Origin of the sequence: Paenibacillus sp. 598K, from assembly GCF_003851045.1 — a bacterium.
GTDB lineage: Bacteria > Bacillota > Bacilli > Paenibacillales > Paenibacillaceae > Paenibacillus_D.
In genome coordinates, this window is record NZ_BFBX01000249.1 from 1 (window position 1) to 250 (window position 250).

Sequence of the window (250 nt, forward strand, 5' to 3'; positions counted from 1 at the left end):
AGATGCCCCTGAGCGGGTGTACAGACACGCCCTAGCCTACAAGGCGCAGCGCTCGATCTCGAAGCCGAGATCCTCGATCATCCGGTAATCGGCCTCGATCTCCTGCCCTGCCGTCGTCAGATAGTCGCCGACGAATACCGAGTTGGCCGCATAGAGCGCCAGCGGCTGCAGCGTGCGCAGACTGTACTCCCTGCCTCCGGCCACTCGGATCTCCTTGGTCGGACAGACGAAGCGCAGCATCGCCAGCACG

Annotated in this window: 1 pseudogene; it reads right to left on the reverse strand. The window is 63.6% G+C overall.

What is annotated here, in order from left to right:
- Positions 1-36: 36 nt before the first annotated feature.
- Positions 37-250 (reverse strand): annotated as a pseudogene (locus PA598K_RS34930) (biotin synthase BioB); the annotation flags it as partial.